General features: G+C 56.5%; 24 protein-coding genes. 12 read left to right on the forward strand and 12 right to left on the reverse strand.

Features of this window, described 5'->3' with window-relative positions:
- Window positions 1–156: 156 nt before the first annotated feature.
- The 4 genes from IQ22_RS09165 to IQ22_RS09180 all read right to left on the reverse strand — a co-directional run bounded on the left by IQ22_RS09165 (window position 157) and on the right by IQ22_RS09180 (window position 3,905).
- Window positions 157–1,419, reverse strand: coding sequence for a hypothetical protein (locus tag IQ22_RS09165; RefSeq protein ID WP_145140932.1), 1,263 nt, complete (start codon window positions 1,417–1,419; stop codon window positions 157–159).
- Between the two features lie 209 nt (window positions 1,420–1,628).
- A complete protein-coding gene (locus IQ22_RS09170) occupies window positions 1,629–2,711 on the reverse strand; it encodes a GGDEF domain-containing protein (RefSeq protein WP_145140934.1) in 1,083 nt (360 codons plus the stop codon).
- 275 nt (window positions 2,712–2,986) lie between these two features.
- On the reverse strand, window positions 2,987–3,442 hold the full coding sequence (locus IQ22_RS09175; protein ID WP_158635420.1) for a DUF2267 domain-containing protein: 456 nt from the start codon (window positions 3,440–3,442) through the stop codon (window positions 2,987–2,989).
- Between the two features lies 1 nt (window position 3,443).
- The gene (locus IQ22_RS09180) at window positions 3,444–3,905 is read right to left on the reverse strand and encodes a DUF2267 domain-containing protein (protein WP_145140938.1); all 462 of its coding nucleotides are present in this window, start codon (window positions 3,903–3,905) and stop codon (window positions 3,444–3,446) included.
- 217 nt (window positions 3,906–4,122) lie between these two features.
- Between IQ22_RS09180 and IQ22_RS09185 the strand changes: the two genes are divergently transcribed.
- A complete protein-coding gene (locus tag IQ22_RS09185) occupies window positions 4,123–5,487 on the forward strand; it encodes an erythromycin esterase family protein (protein WP_145140940.1) in 1,365 nt (454 codons plus the stop codon).
- A 2-nt stretch (window positions 5,488–5,489) separates the two neighbouring features.
- Window positions 5,490–6,155: a phosphoribosyltransferase gene (locus tag IQ22_RS09190; protein ID WP_145140942.1), complete on the forward strand. Its 666-nt coding sequence runs from the start codon at window positions 5,490–5,492 to the stop codon at window positions 6,153–6,155.
- A gap of 30 nt (window positions 6,156–6,185) precedes the next feature.
- On the opposite strand, the gene IQ22_RS09195 is transcribed toward IQ22_RS09190, so the two are convergent.
- Together IQ22_RS09195 and crcB are read right to left on the reverse strand one after the other, a co-directional pair.
- Complete coding sequence (locus tag IQ22_RS09195; RefSeq protein ID WP_145140944.1) at window positions 6,186–7,259, reverse strand: SMP-30/gluconolactonase/LRE family protein; 1,074 nt, start codon at window positions 7,257–7,259, stop codon at window positions 6,186–6,188.
- A gap of 359 nt (window positions 7,260–7,618) precedes the next feature.
- A complete protein-coding gene (gene crcB / locus IQ22_RS09200; RefSeq protein WP_145140946.1) occupies window positions 7,619–8,002 on the reverse strand; it encodes a fluoride efflux transporter CrcB in 384 nt (127 codons plus the stop codon).
- Between the two features lie 525 nt (window positions 8,003–8,527).
- Between crcB and IQ22_RS09205 the strand changes: the two genes are divergently transcribed.
- Window positions 8,528–8,860, forward strand: coding sequence for a thioredoxin family protein (locus tag IQ22_RS09205; protein ID WP_145140948.1), 333 nt, complete (start codon window positions 8,528–8,530; stop codon window positions 8,858–8,860).
- 39 nt (window positions 8,861–8,899) lie between these two features.
- On the opposite strand, the gene IQ22_RS09210 is transcribed toward IQ22_RS09205, so the two are convergent.
- Window positions 8,900–9,940: a DUF748 domain-containing protein gene (locus IQ22_RS09210; protein ID WP_158635421.1), complete on the reverse strand. Its 1,041-nt coding sequence runs from the start codon at window positions 9,938–9,940 to the stop codon at window positions 8,900–8,902.
- 145 nt (window positions 9,941–10,085) lie between these two features.
- Between IQ22_RS09210 and IQ22_RS09215 the strand changes: the two genes are divergently transcribed.
- Window positions 10,086–11,021 (forward strand): NADP-dependent oxidoreductase, encoded by a 936-nt coding sequence (locus tag IQ22_RS09215; protein ID WP_145140952.1) that lies wholly within the window; start codon window positions 10,086–10,088, stop codon window positions 11,019–11,021.
- Window positions 11,022–11,054: 33 nt separating this feature from the next.
- Here IQ22_RS09215 and IQ22_RS09220 read toward each other — a convergent pair whose 3' ends face one another.
- Both IQ22_RS09220 and IQ22_RS09225 read right to left on the reverse strand, forming a co-directional pair.
- Entirely contained in the window at window positions 11,055–11,561 is a 507-nt protein-coding gene (locus IQ22_RS09220) for a GNAT family N-acetyltransferase (protein WP_145140954.1), read from the reverse strand.
- Window positions 11,562–11,631: 70 nt separating this feature from the next.
- Window positions 11,632–12,699, reverse strand: a complete 1,068-nt coding sequence (locus IQ22_RS09225; RefSeq protein ID WP_145140956.1) for an NAD(P)-dependent alcohol dehydrogenase — start codon at window positions 12,697–12,699, stop codon at window positions 11,632–11,634.
- A gap of 168 nt (window positions 12,700–12,867) precedes the next feature.
- Here IQ22_RS09225 and IQ22_RS09230 point away from each other — a divergent pair, with 168 nt between their 5' ends.
- The 7 genes from IQ22_RS09230 to IQ22_RS09260 all read left to right on the forward strand — a co-directional run bounded on the left by IQ22_RS09230 (window position 12,868) and on the right by IQ22_RS09260 (window position 19,327).
- On the forward strand, window positions 12,868–13,821 hold the full coding sequence (locus IQ22_RS09230) for a nucleoside hydrolase (RefSeq protein ID WP_145140958.1): 954 nt from the start codon (window positions 12,868–12,870) through the stop codon (window positions 13,819–13,821).
- Window positions 13,822–14,010: 189 nt separating this feature from the next.
- Complete coding sequence (locus IQ22_RS09235) at window positions 14,011–14,259, forward strand: hypothetical protein (RefSeq protein ID WP_145140960.1); 249 nt, start codon at window positions 14,011–14,013, stop codon at window positions 14,257–14,259.
- 559 nt (window positions 14,260–14,818) lie between these two features.
- Window positions 14,819–15,832: a phosphate ABC transporter substrate-binding protein PstS gene (gene pstS / locus IQ22_RS09240; RefSeq protein WP_145141186.1), complete on the forward strand. Its 1,014-nt coding sequence runs from the start codon at window positions 14,819–14,821 to the stop codon at window positions 15,830–15,832.
- Window positions 15,833–15,898: 66 nt separating this feature from the next.
- Window positions 15,899–16,885, forward strand: a complete 987-nt coding sequence (pstC, locus tag IQ22_RS09245; RefSeq protein WP_145140962.1) for a phosphate ABC transporter permease subunit PstC — start codon at window positions 15,899–15,901, stop codon at window positions 16,883–16,885.
- Window positions 16,885–17,760, forward strand: a complete 876-nt coding sequence (gene pstA, locus IQ22_RS09250; RefSeq protein ID WP_145140964.1) for a phosphate ABC transporter permease PstA — start codon at window positions 16,885–16,887, stop codon at window positions 17,758–17,760. The genes pstC and pstA overlap by 1 nt, the downstream gene beginning before the upstream one ends.
- A gap of 17 nt (window positions 17,761–17,777) precedes the next feature.
- Window positions 17,778–18,530 carry a phosphate ABC transporter ATP-binding protein PstB gene (gene pstB, locus IQ22_RS09255; RefSeq protein WP_244309066.1) on the forward strand — a complete coding sequence of 251 codons (753 nt, stop codon included), beginning with the start codon at window positions 17,778–17,780 and terminating at the stop codon, window positions 18,528–18,530.
- 173 nt (window positions 18,531–18,703) lie between these two features.
- Window positions 18,704–19,327, forward strand: a complete 624-nt coding sequence (locus IQ22_RS09260; RefSeq protein WP_145140968.1) for a LysE family translocator — start codon at window positions 18,704–18,706, stop codon at window positions 19,325–19,327.
- A 46-nt stretch (window positions 19,328–19,373) separates the two neighbouring features.
- Here the strand turns inward: IQ22_RS09260 and IQ22_RS09265 are convergent, their stop codons facing one another.
- Entirely contained in the window at window positions 19,374–20,291 is a 918-nt protein-coding gene (locus IQ22_RS09265; protein WP_145140970.1) for a M23 family metallopeptidase, read from the reverse strand.
- A 356-nt stretch (window positions 20,292–20,647) separates the two neighbouring features.
- Here IQ22_RS09265 and IQ22_RS09270 point away from each other — a divergent pair, with 356 nt between their 5' ends.
- Entirely contained in the window at window positions 20,648–21,238 is a 591-nt protein-coding gene (locus tag IQ22_RS09270; RefSeq protein WP_145140972.1) for a Yip1 family protein, read from the forward strand.
- A gap of 47 nt (window positions 21,239–21,285) precedes the next feature.
- Here IQ22_RS09270 and IQ22_RS09275 read toward each other — a convergent pair whose 3' ends face one another.
- The gene (locus IQ22_RS09275) at window positions 21,286–22,800 is read right to left on the reverse strand and encodes an NAD(P)H-dependent oxidoreductase (RefSeq protein WP_145140974.1); all 1,515 of its coding nucleotides are present in this window, start codon (window positions 22,798–22,800) and stop codon (window positions 21,286–21,288) included.
- Window positions 22,801–22,982: 182 nt separating this feature from the next.
- Window positions 22,983–23,399, reverse strand: coding sequence for a DUF192 domain-containing protein (locus IQ22_RS09280; protein WP_208733623.1), 417 nt, complete (start codon window positions 23,397–23,399; stop codon window positions 22,983–22,985).
- Window positions 23,400–23,528 lie beyond the last annotated feature (129 nt).

Consider the following 23,528-nt stretch of genomic DNA (forward strand, 5'->3'; position numbering starts at 1 on the left):
GGCCTTTTTCACCTTCCGCAGCGTCTCTTGGACACTTTTTTGGAAAGCAGCCTGTCTCCGCCCTATCAGAAGAGTCCTATCGACACCCTCGCCTCCCTGACCTTTTATTTATAGGCACTTCTGCGAGGCGGTTTGATCACAACAACGCGTAGCCGATCAGAAATCAAACCCAGCCTGCCCATGAGCAGCCGGGTCCGCCTTTCTCGTCCGGCGTGGTGCGCTTGTCGGCTTGGTTTTAACAGCCGAGTTGGGCGCTTCGACAATCCGTACCGTCAGCGTGATCTGCCGTGAGGTATCTTTGGAAACCTGCAATACGAAACGGCAGCCTGACTCAACTTGGTTGATTGCTGACGCAACATAGCCAGGGTGGCTCTCTGTCGCAGCGCACACGTTTTTCAATACAGAAGCGGTACGTTTGCCCCTCTGAAATACCAGCAAAACGGCTTTCGCCTCCTGCCACAGTGCAGATGCCAGCAGCTCATCAAGATAACGGTTGTACGCTTCGGCATGGCTCCAGAACAGGCATTCCCCGGTAAAGACGCCTCGCCCGCCTACCAGCAGTTCAAAGCCTGCCGGGCCTTTGGCCCTGAACGCTTCTTCTGCACCATCGTCCCGCTCGAAAGCGGCGTTGATATGCAGAAGAACGTGATTTCGTAGCAGCCCCTCGTCCATTGCAGCGAACAGGCTGGGACTATAAGACAGGCATTCGACCGCGCCGTGGACAGCCTCTAGCACTTGCTCATATTGCGTAGGCGTCAGCGTTGGCTCCGGCCGTTGCGGCTCGGCGGGTACGAGAGGTAGAGCGGGCAATGGTTTTCGGCTACCGGGCCGCGCCCCGCCTGGGCGCGGTCGTAAAGGAATATCAAGAGCGGCAAGCAGCGCCTTTCGTCCCAGCAGCTGCTGCCGACGTTTTTCAATCTCAGCTTCCACTTGGCTCACTAGGGCCTCGTTGTAAGCCATCACAACGCTTCTTATCCGGTCCAAGTGTTTGTCGATGTCGTTAAGCGTGCGCTCGATCATGGCCTTGGCGCCGTGCTCCTCTCCGGGTTTGACCTCAAGGGTTATCAGCAGCGATTGTTTATGGATCTTGATCGGCAGCGACGTTTCGAACGGTGCCCCGCTCCGTGCCTGGAATAACTCTTCGTCACCATCAAAAGGCACTTCGATTTCCAGCCGCTGAATGGGAGCCTCCTCTTCAACGGCATAATCTTCCTGCACGTCCATCTGCCAGTCACTGCGCCGCAAGACCGGGGGCTGTATTGTGTTCTTCTGGACGAAATAATCGACCAGCCGGGCCGGAGGTGACTGAAGAATCTGATTTTCGGCAAGGGCCGCGATTTCCTCAGGTAGCTGGGCACGCTGCTGCGCCAGCCTTTCCTGAACGTCGAAATCCGCAAAGAGAGTATCGGGCACACTCATCATGGTTCCCTGGCATCAAATCCCCTGTTCGGATTGGAGCAGGCGGAGCCCCAGGAAAATCCCCTCTACCGACAAGTGTTGTACTCACAGCAGAGAGAACAGAAAAATGGTCTCTTTGCTTGAGCACTCTAGAGGCTGGCCTTTGAGCAGTGAAAATGACCGTATCATCCAAGCGCCCCGCATTTCTCAGGGCACCCGTTGGCTATACCTCAGGACGCTTCGATCATTTTCTGTGCTTCAGCCGCCACGGCCCGGTTCCGCCCTGACTTTTTCCCCACATACAGCGCCTTGTCGGTTCGCTGAATCGCATCCTGCAAGGCCTCATTCTGGCCTATCTCACAAAAAGCCAACGTTGCAGTCACCTTGATGGGGCCGTTCTCGCCCTCGTACTCGGCGGCTTCGATCCGCTGCCGGATGCGCTCTGCAATATTCCGCACAATGCCTAAATCGGCGTTGCGCAGCAGAATGAGAAACTCCTCGCCGCCCCAGCGAGACGCGACATCCGTAGACCTAACGCTCTCTATGAGTACGGTCGAAACTTTCTGTAAGACCGCATCACCTACATCATGTCCGTAGGTATCGTTGATCGTCTTGAAATGGTCGACATCTAGCATGATCAAGGCGAGCGGCTTATAGCGCTGAGACGCATAAAGACGTTGTGCCTCAGTATGCAGCCGACCACGGTTGTACAACTTGGTCAGGCCATCCGTGTTCGCCAGATTAAAAAGATCCGACTGCATGGCCAGCGAGGAAAAGGCGGTTAGTGCTGCGATATAAATGAGGATAACTGCGGCGATGATCAGGTTGGCGAAAGCAAAAAGTTCTAATTGATCGGCATTTAAACCCACCTGGTTGACCAACTGAGGCGCCATGAGCTTACCGGCCGCAAGAACGATAAGAGTGCCCACGCAAAAGGCGGCTCTCCAGCTGATACTGATCGTATAGTTGTACAACGCCAGCGGGATGATGCAGAACAGATAGTAGTAAAACCCACTGCTCCACCCCATGATCAAGGTCGCGAGTAGCGAATGCAGTATGATTTCCCAGGCAAGGATAAGACTGACGAGCCGAAACCGCTTGGTCTTTAACAATCGGGGACAAATGGCATACGCCACAACGCTGCCCACATTAAAGACAGCTAGGCTCATGCTACCCACGAGATAAAAGACCACGGCAAAGACGGCATGCGTAATAAAAGCCGCTGTGACACCGAGGCCTGCCTTTCCCCAGAATCGCTCGGTAACGTTCTGCAGGATCTGATGGCGATCTATAGAAGAAAGCGTTTCGTTCATGTTGAAAAGGCCTGGCCTAAACAGGCCGCTTTAGCCAGACATCATGGTCTGAAAGAAGTTATGTAGTTATCGGCTTGAAAACAAAACCCTTTATGTAACGCGTCTTTCTTTCTGTAATCCCCACCTAAATACACACGCATAAAAAACCCGACCGAAGCCGGGTAAAAAAGAGTCGGGCTACAGGAGGGTGTAGTGTGTCCCGATATTCAGTCTATCGGCCTGCTTCCGATAACCTTAAGGACTCTCCTGAATATTTTTCCATAGCTGACAAACAGCTATACCGCTCCATGTCCGGGATAAGGCAAGGGCTCGTTCGACCACAGGCTACGCAGGTCAAACGGCAATCGTGTCGCGAACTCTGCTACGGTTTCGGCCGGTATTCGCTTACACATTACTTCGATCGACGCCTTCACAGCGCGTTCGACTGTAATCCCAACGTTGCGGAACACCGTATCCTGGAGCGCGCTTAGAAAATCGGCACGATTCGCAGCCGGACGGGGAGCAGTCGGACGCCAGTTCTCGAACAAGGCCCCTTTCAGAGGAATCGGCAGGCACTTGGCTAGATGTGCTACCTGCTCGGGTTCGAGTTGTCGCCGCACCGCCTGCAAGGTGCATTGCAGAGCTGTCATCGCCAAACGCGGGTTATGGGTCCCCATGCGCTCATCGACCTCGTTGATCCATTGTAGGGCCTGTTTGACTGACTGATCCAGCGGCTCGACATTGATTTGCATATTACGCTTCTCCCTCCCGAGTGCCCGGCACATCGGTTTCTTCAGGCCATAGGCTGCGCAGCGGCATAGGGAACAACCCTGCCACTTTTGCCACTTCGTTTGGATCGATTCGTTCGTACAGAACCCGCAGTACCGCCTTGGTGGCTTTTGCTGGGTCGGCATCTACGGTTGGGGAAATAAGGCTGCTTACCTTCTTTAGAAATGCATCGCGGGTCTCTTCCTGCGTCGGTGTGCCGTGCGGGTGGAAATTTTCATAGAAGATGCCTCGAATCATTAGCGGCAACTGAGCCGCCAAATGGGCTGCATTGTCGATACCAATGCGATCACGCACCGCCATCAGCACGGCGCGCAGGGCCTGATAAGCCGTTTGCCGGTCCGGCGCCCCCATGTGCGTAGCGATATCGTCCAGCCACAGATTAGTTTGCTGAATACTCCGATCCAGCACCTCGACACTAGATGTCATAGAGATCCTCCTCAAATGACGGGGTGAATCCGGTTGACCGTGCCCTGCCACCAATGTCGCAGCGAAGCGGTACGTGTACCGATAATCGGCGGCTTCCTAACCAAAGCCTTTCGACTGGAACATCACAGCGCCTACCAGAGTCTTCAGACTATGCATGACGTCATCAATAGCCCACGGAAAAGGGCGCTGTATCTCCTTTTCCATGAGGTAGATCGCCATGGTTCTGAATGCGAAAGAACGGCTGCAACGTTTTCTGCATCGCTCGACGGAACACGCTGAAGACGATATTCCCAACCTGCTGCGTCAATACGCCGAGCCCCTGCCCCCGCTCGACTCAAGCGAGTTCGGCGAACTGTTCGACCGTTATGGCGATGCCCGAGTCGTGCTGATTGGCGAGGCCAGCCACGGCACGAGCGACTTTTACCAGGCACGCGCTGCCATTACCCGGCGACTGATCGAGCGGCACGGCTTCAACATTGTGGCGGCTGAAGCGGATTGGCCCGATGCCAGTCAGATCGATCGGTACGTGCGAAGACTTGGGCCTTCCGCCTGGAAGGAAAAGGCCTTTACCCGTTTTCCAACTTGGATGTGGCGCAACACGGACATGGACGCCTTTGTCCGCTGGCTGCATGCACACAACAGTGCTCTCTCACCTGATCAACGGATCGAATTTCGTGGCCTGGATGTGTATAGCCTACGCAACTCTATTTCAGAAGTGCTGCGCTATCTGGAGGAGACCGACCCTGCGTTGGCCAAACAGGCGCGTGAACGCTATAGCTGCCTTTCCCGCTGGCAGGATGAGCCAGCCCTTTATGGTCATCTCGTCGAGCGTGCCGGCAAGGACTCGTGCGAAGATGCAGTCGTTGCACAATTGAATACCTTACTTTCCGAACGGCTCTCGCTGTTCGTCAACGACGGCGAAGCGTTCTTTAATGCCCAACAGAATGCCCGCGTCGTGCGGGCGGCCGAGCAGTACTACCGCGCTATGTACCGCGGCTCTGTCGCCTCCTGGAACCTGCGTGACCGCCATATGTTCGACACTCTTCAAGCCCTGCTGGACCATCGCGGCCCTAAGGCAAAAGCAGTCGTCTGGGCGCACAATTCACATATTGGTAATGCCGATGCAACGGCGATGGGCTGGCGTGGCGAATTCAACATCGGCCAACTCTGCCGCAGCGCCTACGATCGGCAGGCGGTTCTCATTGGCATGGGCACGGATAGAGGCCAGGTGGCCGCTGCGGATGATTGGGATGGTGACATGCGTATCAAGACGGTACGCCCGTCGCGTACCGACAGCTGGGAGCACCGTTTTCGCCAGGCAGGAATACCGGCCTCGCTGACCGACTGGCGCGACCCACGCCGCGAGGAGCTTCGCGAGGGGTTGAGTGAGCTATTCCTCAATCGCGCCATTGGCGTCATCTACCGCCCCGAGACCGAACGGATGAGCCATTATTTCGAAACGGTACTGGCGGATCAGTTTGACGCCTTTATCTGGATCGAGGAAACCCGAGCGGTTACGCCGCTTGAGCAGGACGGGGCCGTTGACCATCAAGAAGATGACACCTACCCCTTCGGCCTCTAACAATGGCCGGTTTTCGTAACCGCCAGGAGGCTGGCCGGGCGCTTCTGGAAGCCTTGCGACCGCATATCACGGGTACGCCGATCATCCTGGCCCTCCCGCGTGGTGGTGTACCAGTGGCCTATGAGATAGCCCATGCTCTTGCCGCACCGCTGGATGTGGTCCTGGTCCGAAAGATTGGCGCGCCTCATAACCAGGAGTTCGGTATAGGCGCCATCGTAGACGGCAATCCGCCCCATTGGGTTGCCGACCAGTCGGCCTTTACTTATTTTAAAGCCTCAACCGCTTGGTTCGAGGCAGAAAAAGAGCGTCAGCTTCGGGAAATCGAGCGGCGACGCCGCCGGTATTGTGGTGATCGTCCGCCGGTTTCGATTACAGACCGTCAGGTCATCGTTGTAGACGATGGAGTCGCTACCGGCAATACGGCGCGGGTTGTTCTGGAAGCCCTGGCGAAAGCACAGCCCGCCCGCCTGCTCTTCGCAGCACCGGTTGGCCCACGGGAAACGTTGGATACATTACGCCCGCTGGCGGATAAGGTGGTCTGTCTGCTCATGCCCGAACCGTTTTATGCCGTTGGTATGCATTACGATGATTTCGAGCAGACCTCCGATGAAGAGGTCATCACTCTACTCGCCCAGGCTCGGGAATCGCACCCCTCCGCAGGATCGTAGGCGCGACGGCTTTCTGCGCCTGAACGGTCATTAACGACGCGGAGCACCTACTGCATTGACATAGGTCGCGTAGAGCGATTGCCCTCCCGTAATAAACAACCGGTTACCCTTGGCGCCACCGAATTCCACGTTGGAAACAGTTTCCGGCAAGTGCAGAGTCGCCAGCGGCTTACCTTCGGGCGAGAAAACCCGAACACTGTTCTGCAAGGCATCACCAGCCCAACTGCACCAGAGGTTGCCTTCGCTGTCACAGCGGAAACCGTCAATTACACCACCCTCTTTCGCGTCAATCAGCACCCGGCCATTACTCAGACTGCCGTTCTCGCCAATATTGAAAACACGCAGGTGCAGCGGCTTGCCTGCTTCACCCCCGCCAGCTGTATCACTGACATACAAGCGCTTTTCATCTGGTGACAATGCAATACCGTTGGGTCGCTGAAAGTCGCCCGTCACTACCCTGGCGTCACCGGTGTTCGGATCGATGCGATAAACATTGGTTGGCAGTTCGAATTCAGCCTTATGTCCCTCATAAGCGCCCAGGATGCCGTACCCCGGATCGGTGAACCACACCGCACCATCGGAGGAGACCACCGCATCGTTGGGCGCATTGAGCTTCTTGCCCTGGAACGTATCCAGCAGCACGGTAGTGCTGCCGTCGTACTCCAGGCGAGTGACCCGTCGGGTGTCGTGCTCGCAACTGATCAACCGGCCCTGGCGGTCACGGGTATGACCGTTGGCATTGTTGGACTGAGCATTGAATACCGTGACCCGGCCGTCGTCCTCCGTCCAGCGCAAGACACGGGCGGTGGGGATATCACTGAACAACAGACAGCGCCAATCCGCCATCCAGACCGGTCCTTCCGTCCAGCGTCCTCCGCTCCACAAACGTTCGACCATGGCGTTGCCCAGCCGACCTTTAAACGCAGCATCATGCACCTCCCAGGCAGGGTCGGGCATGACAATGGCGGGCCTGCCATTCCAGTCCCGCTTAAGGCCGAAGGGGTCATCAGCCGCAGCCGTTGTTGCCGCCAGCGTACTCCCAGTGGCTAACGCTGCGGCAGAAGCCAAGGAGGCCGTAAGAAATTCTCGACGAGCAAAAGACATGACATGTTCCTTGTTGTAGTTGTTAGCGAACATCAGACCTGACACGTAATAGCAAGATGCCATAGAATAGTCTGACTATTGAACTTTACAACACTAACCGGAAGACGTCATGCCGCGCAGGGGAAAGCCGAATCGTTTGGCCTGAAACGCAAGAACCCCGCCGAAGCGGGGTTCTTGTTGACCGGACTCAATATCCTTATCGAGGTGCCATCCTGGCGCGGTCATCATCCTTGACCTGAGAGGAGCACATCCTGTGCTCTGTCCGATGTGTGTAGATTACGTACCTCTCCCGCTGCGCAACAGAGCGGAACACTGTAAGCGCGTGTAAGCCTTTTGCCATAGGCAGCGTCTGATCTCAGTCAGCGTGTACTGAAGAGTTGAAAAGTTAGCATACCGGCGCCCGTCATCATCAGCGAGCCGCAGACATGCACGGCAATGGCCCCCAAGGCCCAGGCGATCCGGCCCTGTTGAAGCAAGGCAACAACCTCGGCTGAAAACGTCGAAAAGGTGGTAAGCCCCCCACAAAAGCCGGTCACGATGAGCAGCCGCCATTCAGGACTAAGCGAAGGCGTCGCGGCAAAGAAGGCAAGCGCCAAGCCAATGACATATCCCCCGATCAGGTTGGCTGCGAGCGTCCCAGGCGGTACAAAGGGAAGCAGAGCATTCAGACGCAGCCCGAGAAACCAACGGAGCACTGCACCTGCCGCCGCACCCAGGGCAATCGCCAGTACGGTTTTCAGCATGGCCAATACTCCTGCCTTATTGAGTAGTTATCTGAGAGGGGCGGGTCTAGTTCAAGAAAGAAGCAACAACACAGCATGATCGCATCCTGATCGTTCAGAGCGCACCTACGCGCCCAGATAAAGGGGTGGCATAGGCATCATCAGCACGGGGCGATTAGAAGGGGGAAGGCCATCTCCCAGGCGGTACGGTAGCATGCTTGCGATTGAAGTAAAGACCAGGCGAATCGATCATACCGCGGCCCAAACGCAAGAACCCCGCCGAAGCGGGGTTCTTGTTGACCTGACTCGACGTCCTTGCCGAGTGCCATCCTGGCGTGGTCATCATCCTTGATCTGCTCAGGGCGCTTCCTGCGCCGCTGTCCGATGTGTGTAGAGTACGCACCTTGCCATGTAAGCAACAGAGCTTATCGCCGGAGCATCGTGTAAGCCTTTTGCTATAGCCCACGTACGCGTATCGTTTCGAAGGGATATCCGTTACCCCGAAAGGTCTATTGAAAATACCCCGCCGTGTTGCAGGAGAACGCCATGCCTATGAATACGCTTTACGCTGACAAAGAGCCGACCCGTGCTGAAGTCGATGCCTTGCCCGGTGCTACAGTCATCGAGTTTGGTGCCCCCTGGTGCGGCTTCTGCCGTGCTGCACAGCCGCTTATCGAGCAGGCCTTTGAGACCCATGAAGAGGTGCGGCACCTCAAGATCGAAGATGGCAGCGGCCGCCCGCTGGGTCGCTCGTTCCGGGTAAAACTATGGCCAACCTTGATTTTTTTCCGCGATGCTCAGGAAGTGGGACGGGTGGTACGCCCCGGCAGAGTAGACGAGATTCGCAAAGGGTTGGCACAAATTGATCAACCCGCTTAAGCCTTTGCAAATCGACATGCATGACCCAGGGCATCATGCCTAGTTCGAACCTGGCGTAAGAGAGTCGATGAACTGGCGACGCAATGAGGATTCGGGATCAAGACGCAGCTCGTGGGCATTCACAACACCGCTTAGCCGAAGGGTAATACCATCGTCCGGATCGGAAGGGTCATCCTGGTCAGTTAGCGTAGCCGCGAGGCCAGCGATGCCTTCCTTCAGCACGCCTAATACGCCTTCTTCTGCCATATCCTTTTCCAACGACACAGTTTTCAGGCCCTCATAACGTGGTTTGGTATAGGCGGTAAAGCGACCGTCTTTTCCAACAACATGGGTACGGGACGTAAGCGTGCCCTGCTCCACATCAATACGGGCGTAGGCACGCAAAAAGTCATTGAAGGTATTTAAGGGCAGGTTATCAATGGCCGTATCCATCTCGAAGGATGGATACGGAGAAAGCCCATTCAGTCTTAGATGAGTTGTCATCGCGCCTTTTCCCATCGGGGAGCCTGTCATCTCTGTTGTAGACCACAAGGAATCTTCAAGCCCCTCGGCATTGGCCAGGTTGCGTGTAGTCGACTGGATGTTATTGATGAAAAAGGTCACGGGGCGATTAGGATGCTTGTCGATCACACGCAGCGTGCCGTCAATGATCTCCGAGTGGTTGGGCGCCAGCGGAGACAGGGAATCCACTTGCGCCAGCCAACGGGAGTCGATGCCCATCTGGCTGTGAGCCTCGTCATCTGCAAGAACAAAAGTAAAGACCGGATGGTGCAGACGCGTCAACCCGACAGGCTTGCCCTCAGCCCATGCGCCCCACTGCGTCCAGCTCTCGACACGCTCGGTCTCGAAGAGGGGCTCAGGCACCGCCCCGTTGGCCTTTTCGATACGGACACCATGAAGCGTATATCCCCCTTTGAACAGATTGATATCTACATCAGCGACAGACGTGCGATAACCTGGAATCTTGTTCATTTGATGTTCTACATAGCGATGCACACCGAACGGTGCCAGCAGCCGTATCACCACCACGACCGCAAAAAGAATTAAAAGCGTTAGCGTAGTCTTGCTTAAACGTTTCATGCCGTTTCCCAAGCCGGTAAGGTAGCCCGCACGGGCAGATACCCATAAGACCGGCGTATGACGCCGACTATCTGCTGGCCGGACGACTGGACTACCCGCCCTCGCCTCGGCCATACCACTCTTCTTACATTTAATGGAGATTTCGATGAAAGCTGTCCAGATCCATACCTACGGCGATGCGAGCGTCCTTCATTACGGAGAAGCGGAAAAACCGTCTCTGAATCCTGACGACATTCTCATCCGTGTTGTAGCCTCGTCAGTCAATCCGGTGGACTGGAAGATCCGCCGGGGATATCTGCAGGACATGCTGCCCTACCAGATGCCGTTGACCCTGGGGTGGGATGTTTCTGGCATCGTCGAAGAGGTCGGCGCCAATGTCACACGCTTCCAGGTGGGTGATGCTGTCTTTTCACGTCCTGATATCAAGCGTAACGGGACGTACGCCGAGTATGTGGCGGTGCGTGAAAGCGAGGCGGCCTACAAGCCCAGGACTGCCTCCCATGTAGCCTCAGCCTCGCTGCCGCTGGCTGGCATTACGGCCTGGGAAGTTATTGTGAATGCCAGCCAGACCCAGCCCGGTCAGCGTGTGCTGATTCATGCTGCGTCGGGCGGTGTCGGGACTCTGGCCGTCCAGTTGGCCAAATGGCGCGGTGCCCATGTTATCGCAACCACGTCCGAGAAAAACCGCAAGCTGGTAGAGTCCTTAGGCGCTGATGAGGTCATCGATTACACAACGCAGAATTTCCAGGATGTTGTGAAAAACGTGGACGTAGTCTTCGATACCCTGGGTGGTGATGTACAAGAGGCGTCCTGGAGTGTGCTCAAGCCGGGCGGCATTCTGGTCTCTATTGTCGCTCCGCCGTCCGAGGACACCGCAAAGGCCCATGGCGTGCGCAGCGCTTTTGTTTTCATCGAACCGAACGCCGATATCCTGCGCCGCATGGCTGATCTGGTGGACAACGGCTTGCTACGCCCCGTCATCTTTGCCGAGTTCGCCTTGAAGGATATTGTCAAAGCCCATGAACTCAGCGAGTCCGGCCGCTCCGTAGGCAAGATCGTGATTCATGTAGGGCAGCCGTAAGCCTAGCGGAACATGCCTTCGGGAACGCCAGGGCTATCCTGGCGTTTGATCCAAGCCCTGGGACGGAGGCTGTAAGGGCTGCTCAAGTCGTAGCCGCATACCAATGACCTGCTCTTCGCCGGGCAATGCTACCGGGACGAATCCAAGCTGACGGTAAACGGCCTGGGCAGCCACATTGTCTCGGTAAACGCGCAGCGTTACCTTGGAGGCGCCAGTCATCTGTACCCCGCGCTGGATCAGTCGCTGGCAAAGCTGCCTGGCCAGACCTTGTCTACGCATTTCGGGCGCCACAATGATGCGACACAGGTGAATTGTATGCGGAGGCACCCGACGATACTGGCCAAAGGCAAGTAACCGGTCTTCGTCATCCGTGAGACAGAAACTTTCACCAGGCACCTTTAACAGCGCGGGCAATTCATCAATGGAAAAAGGGTAAAGCAGTTGTGGGCCGGCCCACCGGACACATGCCTCAGCGTCAGAGACCCAGGTGGCAAGTGTCTTGTAATCACCGTGAGCAGGCGGTTTGAATACCAGACCCATAACATGGTCCCCTTTCCTTACACGATGTTGGACCTGCCTGAGCGCCGGACGCGCTTAGGCAGGTCTTTTCTCAAGCGGCTGCCGACCCTTCCTTTTTCAGCGACGCCATATCGATCACGAAACGGTACTTTACGTCACCCTTGAGCATGCGCTCGTAGGCCTCGTTGATGTCTTGCATGTCGATCATCTCGATGTCCGAAACAATGTTGTGCTTGGCACAGAAATCGAGCATTTCCTGGGTTTCGGCAATCCCGCCAATAAGCGAACCGGCAATCTGGCGGCGCTTGAAGATCAAGCTGAACACATCAGGCGAGGGATGCGGCTCGGCGGGCGCGCCGACCAGGGTCATGGTGCCGTCACGCTTGAGCAGAGCGAGGAATGCGTCCAGGTTATGCGAGGCGGCGACACAGTTGAGGATGAAGTCCAGGCTGTTTGTATGGGCAGCCATTTCATCAGGGCTTCGGGAAACCACCACCTCATCGGCACCCAGGCGCAGCGCATCTTCTTTCTTGTCGGGTGACGTAGTGAATAGCACAACATGCGCGCCCATAGCATGGGCGATTTTAACCGCCATGTGGCCGAGCCCACCCAGACCTACTACACCAACTTTTTTGCCGGGGCCTACTTTCCAATGGCTCAATGGCGAATAGGTAGTGATGCCTGCACAGAGCAACGGCGCCACAGCTGCTAGATTTTCGGTGTGCGTAATGCGCAGGACGAATTTCTCGCTGACAACGATATTGTCGGAATAGCCACCGTAGGTATTGTCTCCGCCGAAAACCGGACCGTTATAAGTGCCGACAAAGCCGTTTTCGCAATACTGTTCCAGCCCCTCACCACAGGAGGAACATTGCTGACAGCTATCCACCATACAGCCGACACCCGCTATGTCGCCTACCTTGAAACGGGTAACGTGTTCGCCGACCGCGACGACCTTCCCGACGATCTCGTGCCCGGGAACGGACGGATAGAGCGTATTTTTCCACTCGTTGCGGGCCGTATGCAGATCCGAATGGCAAACACCACAGTAGAGAATATCGATCTGGACATCATGCGGACCTAATTCGCGACGCTCGAACTGGTAGGGCGCCAGACGATCCGTCGGGGAGTGAGCAGCATAGCCATAAGACTTGATCATGTGTGGAATCCTATCGTTGAGAAAAGGAGCAGCAAAATGGGACATGAAACAGTAGACGCGTTTCCTGTCCTGGCGTTACCGTGCCCGATGCCCATTCGACCTGCGGCGTATCAAATGCTTACTTTAAATGCTTACGCTGACGATACGATGAACAAAGGACCTGCGTACATGACAACCACGCCCATCATTTTCGACACCGATCCCGGCATCGACGACGCCCAAGCCATTGCTCTGATCATGGCGGACCCAGGCATCGAAGTCGTCGGCCTGACCACGACCTTTGGTAACGTTTCCATCGAGACCGCCACCCGCAACGCACTGTTACTGGTGGAGCTGGCCGGCCTGGACATTCCTGTAGCCCAGGGCGTCGGTACGCCACTCGAAAAGACGCCATACCCAGTACCGACCCATGTGCACGGAGACGATGGTTTGGGCAATCTGCACCTGCCGGCACCGACCCGTCAAGCCGTCAGCCAGAGCGCCGCAGAGTTCATTGTCGAGCAGACCCGCCAACGGCCCGGTGAAATCACGCTGGTGGCGGTTGGGCCGCTGGGAAATCTTGCCAAAGCCCTCGAACTCGACCCCGAGGTTGTCCATCGCGTGGCCCGCGTTGTGGTTATGGGCGGATCGATTCGTGAGGGAGGTAATGTTACACCGTTAGCCGAAGCGAACATTTTCTCGGACCCCCATGCCGCTGCGCAGGTATTGACTGCGGGTTGGCCGCTAACGCTGGTGGGCCTCGATGTGACCCATCGCACCTGTCTCGACCCGGCCAGAATGCAACGCATCACCGAAGCGCATCGCACTCTCGGCCCGCTGCTGGCGCACAGCTATGCGTTTTATGCGAAGTTCTACGGGTCCGCGTTGGGTATCGATGGCTGCTGCCCGCACGACAGTTGCGCCGTAGCCTGGTTGCGTCGCCCCGATCTGTTCCAGACCGTACGCGGACATCTGAATGTGATCACCGAGGGCCTGGCCGAAGGGCAGACTATTTTTGCACCTGAAGGTCGTCAGTATGTAGACGAGCATTGGAGTCGCTCGCCGGTAGTAGACGTCTGTCTTGGTATAGACGGCGCCGCCGTGGTGGACTGGATGGAGTCGGTGCTCACGACCCACGGTTAAGCAATGCATCCTTTGTTGTGGTTAGTGCATCCTGGGTGTTCCAAACACCTATGGGTGCACTAAACGCAGCGTACCAGAGGCTTCTTACCTGTCACCAAAATACTCGCTTAACCCGCAGCCAGTCATTTTTTGAACTTCAGGCAGCCCCCTTCTTCCAAGTAACGCACTAGACGGAAGAAGGAATGGACCATGCGCTCCGTGTTGGCTATCACGTTCGCAGCCCTGACTTTGGCAGGGCTGGCTGCCTGTGGCGATAAGACCGAGGACTATCGTAAGGAAGCTGCCAGGCATGAACAGAAAGCCCAGGAATATGCTGCGGCAGGTAACCAGGCTGCGGCCCGGACAGAACTCGCCGAGGCGGCCTCGGCCGACCATGCTGCTCGCGTCGAAGAGGCCGCCAATAAGAAGCGTCAGAGCGATGCGGAAACCTCACGCTAAACACTTCGCCAATATAACGGCCTATAAAGGCAAGCCACGCAAGACGTAGAAGCAGCGCCCAACCGTTGCAACCTGCTTTAACCAGAGCCCAGATCAGCGTAGCAGTTAAAGCCAGACCAAAGACCCATACGCCTAGAAACATGAGACAGGCCAGTTGAAAACCTGCCACAAGCAAGGCGATAGCTATGAAGTCGTACGCCCAGCGAGAGCAATTTGCCCCACCGACGACCCGGGCGATCTGCAAGGACAAAAGGAGGAGCAACCCATCCAGGGCTGAGGGGCAACGTAGCAAGCCATTAGTCGTATGACGAAATCAAAAGTATCTGGATGTAAAAATGGATTGCTCGGCAGCTGATACGTTTCTTTGTGATCCGACACAAACACTATCCCCTTACGACTGACCAGCAAGCGAGTCGGCCGCCGCGCTTCTGTTGTATCAATTGATAGCCATTGGCCGCTTAGTCATATTTTTGTCATGATTCTGTCATACCAACTTCACGTCGCCGCTCTAGCTTCAGGCCTACCCAATTGCCTGACATGCCTAGGAGGCATCGTGTATATCACACGCACCTTTCGTCTTTCCGCCCTTCTCTCTGCTTTTTGCCTGAGTACGGTCGCCCAGGCTACGGACGTGACTGGCGCCGGCTCCAGCTTTGTCTATCCGGTGCTATCGAAGTGGTCCCAGGCTTATAGTCAGAACTCTGATAACCGTATCAATTACCAGTCCATCGGCTCCGGTGGCGGCATCGCCCAGATCAAGGCTGCGACAGTTGACTTCGGTGCTTCCGACGCCCCGCTCAGCACCGAGGACCTAGAGAAGTCCGGTCTGGGCCAGTTTCCCAGTGTGATCGGCGGCATTGTGCCGGTGGTCAATGTGGAAGGCGTCGAGCCCGGTCAGCTCAAGCTGGACGGCGAAACGCTGGCCAAGATCTTTATGGGAACCATCAAGACCTGGAACGATCCGGCCATCGCAAAGCTCAACCCAGATCTTAGCCTGCCTTCGGCCAATATCACGGTCGTACACCGCTCCGACGGCTCGGGTACGTCTTATAACTTCACCAACTACCTGGCCAAGGTCAGCCCGGAGTGGAAGGAAAAGGTTAATTTTGGCACCACTGTCAACTGGCCCATCGGCGTAGGTGGCAAGGGTAACGAAGGTGTTTCTGCCTACGTTAAGCAGATCAAGAACTCGATCGGCTACGTCGAGTATGCCTATGCGCTTCAGAACAAAATGTCCCACGCGCAGCTGAAGAACGCGGCAGGTAATTTCGTCGAGCCGAATTCGAAGAGCTTCCAGGCCGCCGCTGATACAGCCGACTGGAGCAGCGCAAAAGACTTCAATTTGCTGATGACCAATGCCCCTGGTGCTGATGCTTGGCCGATCACGGCGACGACCTGGGTCATCATGTACAAGGAGCCGAAGAATGCCGAGCGCAGCAAGGTTGCATTCGACTTCTTCAAATGGTCGCTGGAAAACGGACAGAAGGATGCTGCCGCGCTGGATTACGTTCCGCTCCCGGACTCGCTAGTCAGCAAGATCGAGACTTATTGGGAATCCGAGTTCAAGAACTGATCCTTAGCTCGGCCTATACACCCCGCTCCTTCGCCGGTGCGGGGTGTTTTATTGAAGGACCTATCCATGTCCGCCACGACACCTTATAACCCCGCTACCGCACGAGATGTGCGCGAGCAACGCGCCCGCCGCGATACCCGGCATGACCGCTGGTTCCGCCTTACCCTGCTGACCGCTGCACTGCTGGTTCTACTGGTCATGCTGGGCGCTGCCTTTTCTACCCTCTGGGGCGGCCGTCTGGCCTTTTCTACCTTTGGCTGGTCGTTTTTGACCAGTGCCGAATGGGATGTGGTCAATGGTCGTTTCGGTGCCTTGGTACCGATCTATGGCACCTTGGTAACCTCTCTGATTGCCCTGGTTCTGGCTGTGCCGGTGAGCTTTGGCATCGCTCTTTTCCTCAGCGAGATCGCACCGCCGTGGCTGCGTACGCCCGTAGCGTCTGCTGTCGAATTGCTGGCTGGTATTCCATCCATCATCTATGGCATGTGGGGCCTGTTCGTTTTCGGCCCGTTCATGGCGCAATACCTGGCTCCATTCATTAACGACTACCTGGGCAGCCTGCCGGTAATCGGCGGTTTCTTTCAAGGGCCGGCCCTGGGCATCGGCCTGTTGAGCGCCGGTATTATCCTGGCAATCATGATCCTGCCGTTCATAACCTCAGTGATGTACGAGGTCTTCCGTACCGTACCGCCAGCCCTAAAGGAATCTGCCTATGCGCTGGGCTCGACCACGTGGGAAGTCTGCTGGGACATCGTCCTGCCTTACACACGCTCAGCGGTGGTAGGCGGCATCTTCCTTGGCCTGGGACGCGCGCTGGGAGAAACCATGGCGGTAACCTTTGTACTGGGCAATTCGCATCAGCTCTCCATGTCGCTGATGATGCCGAGCAGCTCCATCGCCTCGGTCATTGCAAACGAATTCAACGAAGCCTACACCGACCTGCACCGCTCTTCCCTGATTGCCCTGGGTTTCCTGCTGTTCGTCGTCACCTTCATCGTGTTAATGCTGGCTCGGCTCATGCTGGCGCGCATGTCGCGCCGGGCGGGTAATTGATGAACATGAGCGAACGTTTGTACCGCACACGTAAGATCAAGAACATGATCGCCATGACGCTGAGCAGCGTGGCGGCCATTATCGGCCTTGGCTGGCTGGTATGGATTCTGGCGACTACACTGATCAAGGGCGGCAGTGCCTTGAGCCTGACCCTGTTCACTGAAATGACGCCACCTCCCGGTGCGGATGGCGGACTCGCCAACGCCCTGTTCGGTAGTGTACTGATCAGCCTGCTTGCCCTTGCGATCGGGGCGCCTATTGGCATCCTGGCAGGGCTCTGGCTGGCCGAATTCGCTCGCACATCGCGCCTGGGGACTGTCATCCGATTCGTGAATGACATCCTACTGTCCGCACCGTCCATCGTGATCGGCCTGTTCGTCTACACCGCCGTAGTGATTCCAATGAATCAGTTCACTAATGGTTCGATCAGCTTTTCAGGCTTCGCTGGCGGCTTGGCACTGGCCATGCTGGTCATTCCGGTCGTGACCCGTACGACTGACGAAATGCTCCAACTGCAGCCGGCCTCTTTGCGAGAAGCGGCCTTGGCACTGGGCATTCCCCATTGGAAGGTTACTCTGCAGATCCTTTTGCGTGCCGCCAAAGCAGGCGTGGTGACGGGCGTACTGCTGTCCATGGCTCGGATTACGGGTGAGACGGCGCCGCTACTGTTCACAGCGTTCGGCAATCAGTTCTGGAATGCCGACCTGTTCAAACCCATGGCCAGCGTCCCGGTCACTATCTTCCAGTTCGCCATGAGCCCGTTCGAGACCTGGCAGGCACTGGCCTGGGCAGGTGCCCTGCTCCTGACAATTTTCGTTTTGCTCCTGAGCCTGCTGTCCCGTTTCGTCTTTTCTCGCAAGCGAGGTGCGCAATGACCAATCTTCAAACTCACATGCCCGAGATTTGCGCACGCAACGTGGGCTTTCAGTACAAGCAGCACGTGGCGTTGAAATCTATCAACCTGGATATTCCCGCTAACAAGATCACCGCCATCATCGGGCCCTCGGGATGCGGCAAATCCACCTTGCTGCGTATCTTCAACCGTATCTATGCGGAATACCCAAATCAGAAGGCTACCGGCGAGATCCTGCTGGATGGTGAGAACATTCTCGACCCGAAGTATTCGCTCAGCCGCCTGCGCAGTACGGTAGGCATGGTGTTCCAGAAGCCGGTCCCCTTCCCCATGTCGATCTTTGACAATGTCTCTTATGGCATTCGTCATCACGAGCGGCTCTCTCGTGTCGAGATGCGCGACCGCGTAGAGCAGGCTCTGCGTGGGGCGGCTTTATGGGATGAGGTCAAGGACAAGCTCCAGCAGAGCGCGCTGGGCTTGTCGGGCGGTCAGCAACAACGGCTGTGTATTGCTCGCACCATCGCGCTGCGCCCACGGGTATTGCTGCTGGATGAGCCAACGTCTGCTCTGGACCCGATTTCCACCGTAAAAATCGAACAGCTCATCACTGACCTGAAAGAGCAGTTCACCGTGGTTATCGTGACCCATAACATGCAACAGGCCGCTCGCTGCTCGGATATCACGGCCTTCATGTACCTGGGCGAGCTGATCGAAGTAGGTTCGACGGACCTGATCTTTACCAAACCGAAGGAAAAGCAGACCGAGGACTACATCACCGGCCGATTCGGTTGATGTAATCGGGCAATACAATGCGCGTTGCTTAATTACGCTCTACGGCATCCTGTTTGTAAGTAGCCATAAGCAACGCGTATTACCCCTACCCCTGCCTTCGCCATCTCCCGCTTTACGCCAACGCCACACGCCGCTATACCTCTTGCTTCTCCTGACAAGTAGGACCGCTGTGCATGTTGTCGCCCGAACAACTTCTTAGCTTTCTCGCCGTTGCCGTCGTAGTTACCCTTTCCCCCGGCCCGGACAACCTCATGGTACTGGGCCTCGGCATGGCAAAGGGTCGCCTGCGCGGTATGATTTTTGGGCTGGGGTGTGCCTTAGGCTGCCTGACTCATACAGCCTTGGCCGCGCTGGGCGTGAGTGCCCTGATCGCCGCCTCGGCCACGGCATTTACTGTACTTAAAATCGTAGGGGGACTCTATCTGATCTGGCTGGGTATCCAGGCCCTACGCAGCACCGGCCAGCCCCGTATTAGTTGTGAACAACCGGATGAGCCGTTGGGCCGCCTGTTTCTCAAAGGTCTGTTCGCTAATGCGATCAACCCCAAGGTCGTACTGTTCTTCCTGTCATTCCTGCCTCAATTCGTCCTCGCCGAGCGAGGTCATGTGAGCCTGCAAATCTTGCAGCTGGGCGTTGTATGTACTCTCCAGGCGGCCATCCTGTTCGGCCTGCTGGGTTATTTTTCAGGCGCAGTCGGTCAATGGCTACAGAGAAAGCCTCGTCTAGGCCTCTGGCTGGATCGCATGGCGGGTGGCATTTTCGTTGGGCTGGGCGTAAAGCTGATGGTTTCGCGCTAGAACAATATCACTACGAAAGGCCGGGCCCGGCCTTTCGCTGCCTTCTTTACTCGTTTCCGCCCAAGGCAAAGTTGGGTAGTGCTGCTACAGGCTGGGCAAACCGGAAGGGAATGGAAACCACGGCATCGCCTGCCGCCTGCTGGACCACGAAATGCAGGTGCGGCCCGGTACTCCGGCCCGTGTTGCCGGATTGCGCCAGTGGCGTCCCGGTCTTTACGGTCTGCCCTTCTCGTACCATCACGGAACCGCGCTTCAGGTGCAGATAAGCACTCTGGGTTCCATCGTCATGCAGGATACGCACAAAGTTGCCTGACGGGCTTGGCCCATGGCCAAACTGACGGTTCTCGATTTCGATAACCGTGCCGCCACGCGCCGCCACGACCGCGGTTCCTTCCGGCATGGCCACGTCTACGGCATAGCGGCCTTTTGGAGTGTGATGGCTGAAATCGCCATTGGCACCCTGGCTGATATAGAACGGGCCGCCCTGCCAGGGCAATGCATAGGCGTAGCCTGTGGTGATACCGGCCAGACTGTCCGGATTGCCCAACCCACCTCCTGCACCGGGCGAGTAATGCGGCGAGAAACTGAAGGCCTGCTTGAAATGCATGGGGTATCCCTGCTGGCGCTTTTGCAAGGAAGCAATTCGAACCTGACTGTTTGCCGGTATGGTCTGGCGAATCGTACCTTTGCCTGCGCCCGCCACATTGACCATGCGGCTCAGACGCAGGGTGACCGTCACAGGGACATCCAGACTGTTACTTACGTCAAACACTTGACCGCCTTTGGCCCGCCGTGTCACAAGCCGTACGCCGCCGTTGCGGGATTTGGGGGGCTTGGCCAGCCCAGCCGATGCAGAAGCAGAGGCCTTAGCAGAAGTCGAGGCGGTAGCCGATGGCTTAAGTTCAGCCCAGGCGGAGGATGTTGCCAGTACGGTCACAAGAATGGAGAGAAAAAATAAACGCATACTGTGGTCCGTCACGTAAAAGAATGCCCGAGGCAAAATCCAACCGGTCGAGGGCGCGTCGAGCTACGACCGGAGGGGGTAAGCAGGGTTCATCGATTCGTCATAAGACTGAGTAACAGTTCAAATTTTCTGCTGGCAAATTGATGGCCGGTACAGCCCGTTAGGATCGATCCGGCTTTATCAATCCTTTTTGATCTATAAAAGCCATGCTTATCGCTCAATGATAGAAGCCTGCTCTTAGGCCTCTTACCTTGCCATCTATACTGAAATCAGGTCGCACCCTTGCCGCTGCGCCAGGCAGCCAAGGTCCTGAAACGGCTCGGCGAACGCGTCCGTCGACGAGAGCGAGGTGTCTTATGATCAATCACGTCTGGGGTCTTCTGGCCCATCCCGATCGGGAGTGGCAACAAATTCGCGGAGAACGGGAAACGGTGTCCCATGCCTATGCCCATCATGTGCTATGGCTGGCCGCGATTCCGGTAGTGTGTACCTACATCGGTACGACGCAATTCGGCTGGAGTTTCGGGGCACGCCATGCCGTTACGCTGTCCCCCTGGACGGCCTTCACCATCGGCGTGATTTCTTATGCACTGATTTTAGGCGCCGTGGTGTTGATGGGTAATGTGATCCACTGGCTCGCGAAGCGGCATGCCCATCGCCCAAGCCGACGTCGCTGCATCGTCTTTGCTGGCTATACCGCAACCCCCATGTTTCTTAGCGGCCTCGTTGCCCTTTATCCACGGATCTGGCTGTGTATGCTCGCCGGAATCGTAGGGCTTTGTTACACGGCCTATTTGCTCTATGTCGGGATTCCCAACTTCCTGAACATTGACCGCAAGGAGGGCTTCATCATTTCTGGCTCGACCCTGGCAATCGGGGTATTGGTCCTGGAAGTATTACTGGCCATGACGGTTCTTTTGTGGGGCTACAACCTGGTTATGTCCTGACCTTTCTCGATAGCGCACCAGAGCTTTCCTGACGCGCTATCGCTCCCTCATAGCAGGTGATAAAGCGGCACGCCAATAAGCCAGATCATGTAGGTCAGCGTGGCGATCAGCAGACCATCGATCCGTCCTAACTGTTCAGCGCCACGGCGCCCATAGGCTAATAACAGGCCCAGGCACAACGCGGCATGCGGCAGAATGAAGTAACTGCTACCGCTTAACAGCCCCTCCGCTATTCCCGTCACATCAAACAACAGGGCCAGCAGTGCCGATATCAGCACTGAACCGCCTGCCGCCGCCAGGGCTGCGGCATTTCCGAAGCGTTGGGCTACGGTGTGCTTGTTGACGCCAGCATCCGCCTCTCTGTCCGGCACTCCGGCCAGAATGATGGCCGGCAAGATGGCAAAGAACAGCGGCAGAGCCAACAGCCAAGGCAGATTGGCAGCCAATGAGCCACCTTGAAGCGTATACCCCAGCCACAAGACCATTGCGCTGTGGGTAAACGCTACATCCAACTCCCCCCAACCCCGGTAGTTCAGCATGAGCGGTGGGCTGCTATAGCCCAGGGTCAGCACAGCAGCAATCAGAAGCCATAAAGCCGACCCGCCTGGGTTAAGCGATGTTTTAAGTGCCAGCCCTGCCGTTACAAAAGTCAGCAGGAGAGCAACACCAATACCTTTGCGCAACGATGCAAAGCTGAGCTCCTGGGTCACGAGTACTCGCGAGCCACCATTGAACGGGCCATGGTTCTTGTTGACGCTATCGCTCGGGTAGTCCCGGTAGTCATTGCAGAAAACCGTTGCGGCTTCGAGAAAGAAGATGCACAAAAGCCCCCAGAGATAAGGCGCCAGAGAGAGCCCTTGCGTAGCACTGGCCAGCGCGCCGATCGAATAGGCAAGCCAGGCCATGGGATAAAACTGCAAACGCAGCGCCTTAAGCCAGGGCCTGACCTGCTGCCAGACGCGGCCAACCGGTGTGTGTACGCCATGGCGCAAGGCGAACCCGGCACAGCGGGCTTTTTCGAGCCAGCCCTGCCGTTGCTCCTCGGTCGACGTGCGTACCGAACCGGCAATCAGGGTATGCACAGGTTTAACCCCGCAGAAACCAAGCGTGGCGTTACGCATGGCATGTGTACCCGGGGCGCGAAACAGCCAGTTATAGACTGGAGGCGGCGTATCCATCGTCGTAATGAGCTGGGCAGATTTGCCCTGCCAGAGCCCTTCCCATTCCGTTGCACCCCGTCCATAGAAGCGAAAGGCAAATCCGGGCATAACCAGCCGATCCAGAAATCCCTTGAGTAAGGCGGGCATCGTGCCCCACCAGGTGGGATAAACGAAAACCAGATGATCGGCCCAGATCAACAATTCCTTGGCCTCTTGCAGATCCGGCTCCAACACCTGATCCTCCGGTGACTCCACATGTACATACGGATCGAACTGCAACGACGCGAGCGACAACTGGCGTGTTTCTACACCGGCCCGCTCCGCTCCTTCCCGATAGGCCTGCGCGAGTGCAGCGCAATAGCTGTGCTCGCGTGGATGGCCCAGTATGATCAAGACCCTCATCGCGTCTCCTTAAGACAATCGAGTGAACGGCCCTGGCACCTAACCGCTGGTCGCCAAGCCCTGGCATAAGGCCAATAGACCAGACGCTGGCGTGACAAGTGCCACTGCTAAAGCGATTCGATGACGTATCGGTAAGAGGCGTTATAAGAGTATTGCGCTTAGCAGTATGGGATACGGACCGATTAGGGACGTAGCGTACGAATTGCGTCTAATCCTTCGACACGATCATTGGGTTGGGTGTTATTACGCTCAAACCAACCCTGGTTCATTTCCAGCGCAAGCCTTACGGCACGTGGCGAGCAGTGAAGGGTTTCGCTTTTAGGCTGCATGTCGGCGATACCGACAATCCTGCCGTCATCCGTTAAAAACGCCACCGACAAGGGAATAAGCGTGTCCTTCATCCAAAAGCAGACCGTTTTGGGAGCTTCGAATACAAACAGCATGCCTTGATTATCGGGCAAATATTCTCGATACATCAGGCCTTGCTGGCGCGCCTGCGCAGTCTCCACAACCTCTACGGCAATAGAATGCTCACCGAGACGGAGCTTATGAAGATCTCCTTCTTCTGCCAGGGCTGGGGTACAAAAGAGCCCTATCAAACACGCCAATCCTGTACGCCTGCGTTTTAACCGGAAGCTACCCTGCCTTAGATAACGCCTTACTCGATGTTGCAGGAATGCCATAGGATTAGGCCTCAAAAGAAAGGGCATCACGGAATAATGAAGCCG

It is taken from the genome of Pseudomonas duriflava, assembly GCF_007830155.1.
GTDB classification, from domain to species: domain Bacteria; phylum Pseudomonadota; class Gammaproteobacteria; order Pseudomonadales; family Pseudomonadaceae; genus Chryseomonas; species Chryseomonas duriflava.

Coding starts and splice junctions, on each gene's coding strand:
- IQ22_RS09165 (WP_145140932.1), bottom strand. CDS start 1,419: ATGAGTGTGCCCGATACTCTCTTTGCGGATTTCGACGTTCAGGAAAGG.
- IQ22_RS09170 (WP_145140934.1), bottom strand. CDS start 2,711: ATGAACGAAACGCTTTCTTCTATAGATCGCCATCAGATCCTGCAGAAC.
- IQ22_RS09175 (WP_158635420.1), bottom strand. CDS start 3,442: ATGCAAATCAATGTCGAGCCGCTGGATCAGTCAGTCAAACAGGCCCTA.
- IQ22_RS09180 (WP_145140938.1), bottom strand. CDS start 3,905: ATGACATCTAGTGTCGAGGTGCTGGATCGGAGTATTCAGCAAACTAAT.
- IQ22_RS09185 (WP_145140940.1), top strand. CDS start 4,123: ATGGTTCTGAATGCGAAAGAACGGCTGCAACGTTTTCTGCATCGCTCG.
- IQ22_RS09190 (WP_145140942.1), top strand. CDS start 5,490: ATGGCCGGTTTTCGTAACCGCCAGGAGGCTGGCCGGGCGCTTCTGGAA.
- IQ22_RS09195 (WP_145140944.1), bottom strand. CDS start 7,259: ATGTCTTTTGCTCGTCGAGAATTTCTTACGGCCTCCTTGGCTTCTGCC.
- crcB (WP_145140946.1), bottom strand. CDS start 8,002: ATGCTGAAAACCGTACTGGCGATTGCCCTGGGTGCGGCGGCAGGTGCA.
- IQ22_RS09205 (WP_145140948.1), top strand. CDS start 8,528: ATGCCTATGAATACGCTTTACGCTGACAAAGAGCCGACCCGTGCTGAA.
- IQ22_RS09210 (WP_158635421.1), bottom strand. CDS start 9,940: ATGAAACGTTTAAGCAAGACTACGCTAACGCTTTTAATTCTTTTTGCG.
- IQ22_RS09215 (WP_145140952.1), top strand. CDS start 10,086: ATGAAAGCTGTCCAGATCCATACCTACGGCGATGCGAGCGTCCTTCAT.
- IQ22_RS09220 (WP_145140954.1), bottom strand. CDS start 11,561: ATGGGTCTGGTATTCAAACCGCCTGCTCACGGTGATTACAAGACACTT.
- IQ22_RS09225 (WP_145140956.1), bottom strand. CDS start 12,699: ATGATCAAGTCTTATGGCTATGCTGCTCACTCCCCGACGGATCGTCTG.
- IQ22_RS09230 (WP_145140958.1), top strand. CDS start 12,868: ATGACAACCACGCCCATCATTTTCGACACCGATCCCGGCATCGACGAC.
- IQ22_RS09235 (WP_145140960.1), top strand. CDS start 14,011: ATGCGCTCCGTGTTGGCTATCACGTTCGCAGCCCTGACTTTGGCAGGG.
- pstC (WP_145140962.1), top strand. CDS start 15,899: ATGTCCGCCACGACACCTTATAACCCCGCTACCGCACGAGATGTGCGC.
- pstA (WP_145140964.1), top strand. CDS start 16,885: ATGAACATGAGCGAACGTTTGTACCGCACACGTAAGATCAAGAACATG.
- pstB (WP_244309066.1), top strand. CDS start 17,778: ATGCCCGAGATTTGCGCACGCAACGTGGGCTTTCAGTACAAGCAGCAC.
- IQ22_RS09260 (WP_145140968.1), top strand. CDS start 18,704: ATGTTGTCGCCCGAACAACTTCTTAGCTTTCTCGCCGTTGCCGTCGTA.
- IQ22_RS09265 (WP_145140970.1), bottom strand. CDS start 20,291: ATGCGTTTATTTTTTCTCTCCATTCTTGTGACCGTACTGGCAACATCC.
- IQ22_RS09270 (WP_145140972.1), top strand. CDS start 20,648: ATGATCAATCACGTCTGGGGTCTTCTGGCCCATCCCGATCGGGAGTGG.
- IQ22_RS09275 (WP_145140974.1), bottom strand. CDS start 22,800: ATGAGGGTCTTGATCATACTGGGCCATCCACGCGAGCACAGCTATTGC.